The following is a 2,595-nucleotide window of genomic DNA, read 5'->3' on the forward strand; positions in this document are numbered from 1 at the left end:
TCGGTCCCCGCAGCATTGTTCAGGCCAGCCTTGCTTGCCTTTCTGCTACGCCCTCGCTGCACCTGACCCTCGTCGGTCAACCCTCCCTTCTTGAAGAATTGATCCACGGCCAATCGGCTGCCGATCGCGCGCGCCTGACGATTGTGGGTGCCAGCGAAGTCATCACCATGGACGAAAAACCGACTCAAGCCCTGCGTGGCAAGCCGGACTCGTCGATGCGTGTCGCCCTGGAGCTGGTGCGTGATGGCAAGGCGCAAGCCTGTGTCAGTGCCGGCAATACCGGTGCGTTGATGGCGCTGTCGCGATTTGTGCTGAAGACCTTGCCGGGTATTGATCGCCCGGCGATGGTGGCGGCAATTCCGACGCAGAAGGGTTTTTGCCAGTTGCTCGATCTGGGCGCCAATGTCGATTGCAGTGCCGAGCATCTGCTGCAATTTGCGGTAATGGGTTCGGTGGCGGCGCAGACGCTGGGGATCAATCGTCCGCGTGTGGCGCTGCTGAATATCGGCACTGAAGACATCAAGGGTAACCAGCAGGTCAAACTGGCGGCGACGTTGTTGCAGGCTGCTCGTGGCATCAACTACATCGGCTTCATTGAAGGCGACGGGTTGTATCGCGGCGAGGCGGATGTGGTGGTGTGCGACGGTTTCGTAGGCAATATTCTGCTCAAATCCAGCGAAGGCCTGGCGACGATGATTGCTGCGCGCATCGAGGCGCTGTTCAAAAAGAATCTGGCGTCCCGTGCGGTGGGTGCGTTGGCGCTGCCATTGATGAAGCGTTTGCAGGCTGATCTGGCGCCGGCGCGACACAATGGCGCAAGCTTTCTCGGCTTGCAGGGCATCGTCGTGAAAAGTCACGGTTCGGCCGGTGTTCAGGGCTTCCAGAGTGCGATCCAGCGTGCGCTGATCGAGATTCAAGAGAACTTGCCCGAGCGTCTCCACGGTCGTCTGGAGGATTTGTTGTCTTAGGCGTTTTCGTCGGACAATGCTTAAATGTGACCGCCCGGTTCAAAGGGCCATCCAACTGTCAGTTTCTTGCGTCCCCAAGCGGGGCGTCATTATCCGACGACAAGATCATTAGGGGCTTGTTACATGTCTGCTTCCCTCGCATTCGTCTTTCCAGGACAGGGTTCGCAGTCCCTCGGCATGCTGGCCGAGCTGGGCGCGCAATACCCGCTGATCCTCGAAACATTCCAAGAAGCCTCCGCTGCTCTGGGCTATGACCTTTGGGCACTGACCCAGCAGGGCCCGGAAGAGCTGCTCAATCAAACCGATAAAACCCAACCGGCCATTCTGACCGCTTCGATCGCCCTGTGGCGTCTGTGGCTGGCAGAAGGTGGCGCGCGTCCGGCCTTTGTTGCCGGTCACAGCCTGGGTGAATACAGCGCGCTGGTTGCCGCTGGCAGCCTGACGCTGGCTGACGCGGTGAAGCTCGTTGAGCGCCGTGGCCAGCTGATGCAGGAAGCGGTTCCGGCCGGGCAGGGTGGCATGGCCGCCATCCTCGGTCTGGAAGACGCTGACGTGCTGGCAGCCTGTGCCGAAGCTGCGCAAGGTGAAGTGGTCAGCGCCGTCAACTTCAACTCGCCTGGCCAAGTCGTTATCGCCGGTGCCAAGGCTGCCGTTGAGCGCGCCATCGAAGGCTGCAAGGCTCGTGGTGCCAAGCGCGCGATGCCGCTGCCGGTGAGCGTGCCGTCGCACTGCGAATTGATGCGTCCGGCCGCCGAGCGCTTTGCCGAATCCATCGCCGCTATTAACTGGCAGGCGCCGCAGATTCCGGTGGTACAGAACGTCAGCGCGCAAGTGCCGGCTGATCTGGAAACCCTCAAGCGTGATCTGCTCGAACAACTCTACAAGCCAGTGCGCTGGGTTGAATCGGTACAGACACTGGCTGCCAAGGGCGCGACCAATCTGGTCGAATGCGGCCCGGGCAAAGTCCTCGCCGGTCTGAACAAACGTTGCGCTGAAGGCGTGGCGACTTCCAACCTCAATACCCCAGACGCTTTCGCTGCCGCTCGCGCAGCGCAAGCCTGAATCAGGAGAAACTTGCATGAGTCTGCAAGGTAAAGTTGCACTGGTCACCGGTGCAAGCCGTGGCATTGGCCAGGCCATCGCGCTGGAACTGGGTCGTCAGGGCGCCATCGTTATTGGCACCGCGACCTCGGCTTCGGGTGCTGAGCGCATTGCTGCGACCCTGAAGGAAAACGGTATTCAGGGCACTGGCCTTGAGCTGAACGTGACCAGCGATGAATCGGTCAGTGCAGTGCTGGCGAGCATTCAGGAGCAGTTCGGTGCGCCAGTGGCGATCCTGGTCAATAATGCCGGCATCACCCGCGATAACCTGATGATGCGCATGAAAGACGATGAGTGGTACGACGTGATCGATACCAACCTGAACAGTCTATTCCGCCTGTCCAAGGGCGTTCTGCGCGGCATGACCAAGGCGCGCTGGGGTCGAATTATCAGTATTGGCTCGGTAGTGGGTGCCATGGGCAACGCTGGCCAAGTAAACTATGCAGCCGCCAAGGCCGGTCTGGAAGGTTTCAGCCGTGCCATGGCGCGTGAAGTCGGTTCGCGTTCGATTACGGTCAACTCGGTA

3 protein-coding genes are annotated in these 2,595 nt (G+C 60.3%); all 3 read left to right on the plus strand.

What is annotated here, in order from left to right; translation table 11 throughout:
* On the plus strand, window positions 1-968 hold a 968-nt coding region (plsX, locus tag ACIP1X_RS28565; RefSeq protein WP_400755935.1), incomplete at its 5' end, for a phosphate acyltransferase PlsX.
* Window positions 969-1,091: 123 nt separating this feature from the next.
* Window positions 1,092-2,030, plus strand: coding sequence for an ACP S-malonyltransferase (gene fabD, locus ACIP1X_RS28570; RefSeq protein ID WP_212543787.1), 939 nt, complete (start codon window positions 1,092-1,094; stop codon window positions 2,028-2,030).
* A gap of 16 nt (window positions 2,031-2,046) precedes the next feature.
* Window positions 2,047-2,595, plus strand: a 549-nt coding sequence (locus ACIP1X_RS28575; protein WP_400755936.1) for an SDR family NAD(P)-dependent oxidoreductase, incomplete at its 3' end; no start/stop codon positions are given.

The sequence above is a fragment of the Pseudomonas sp. NPDC088885 genome, assembly GCF_044750025.1.
Classification (GTDB): domain Bacteria; phylum Pseudomonadota; class Gammaproteobacteria; order Pseudomonadales; family Pseudomonadaceae; genus Aquipseudomonas; species Aquipseudomonas rustica.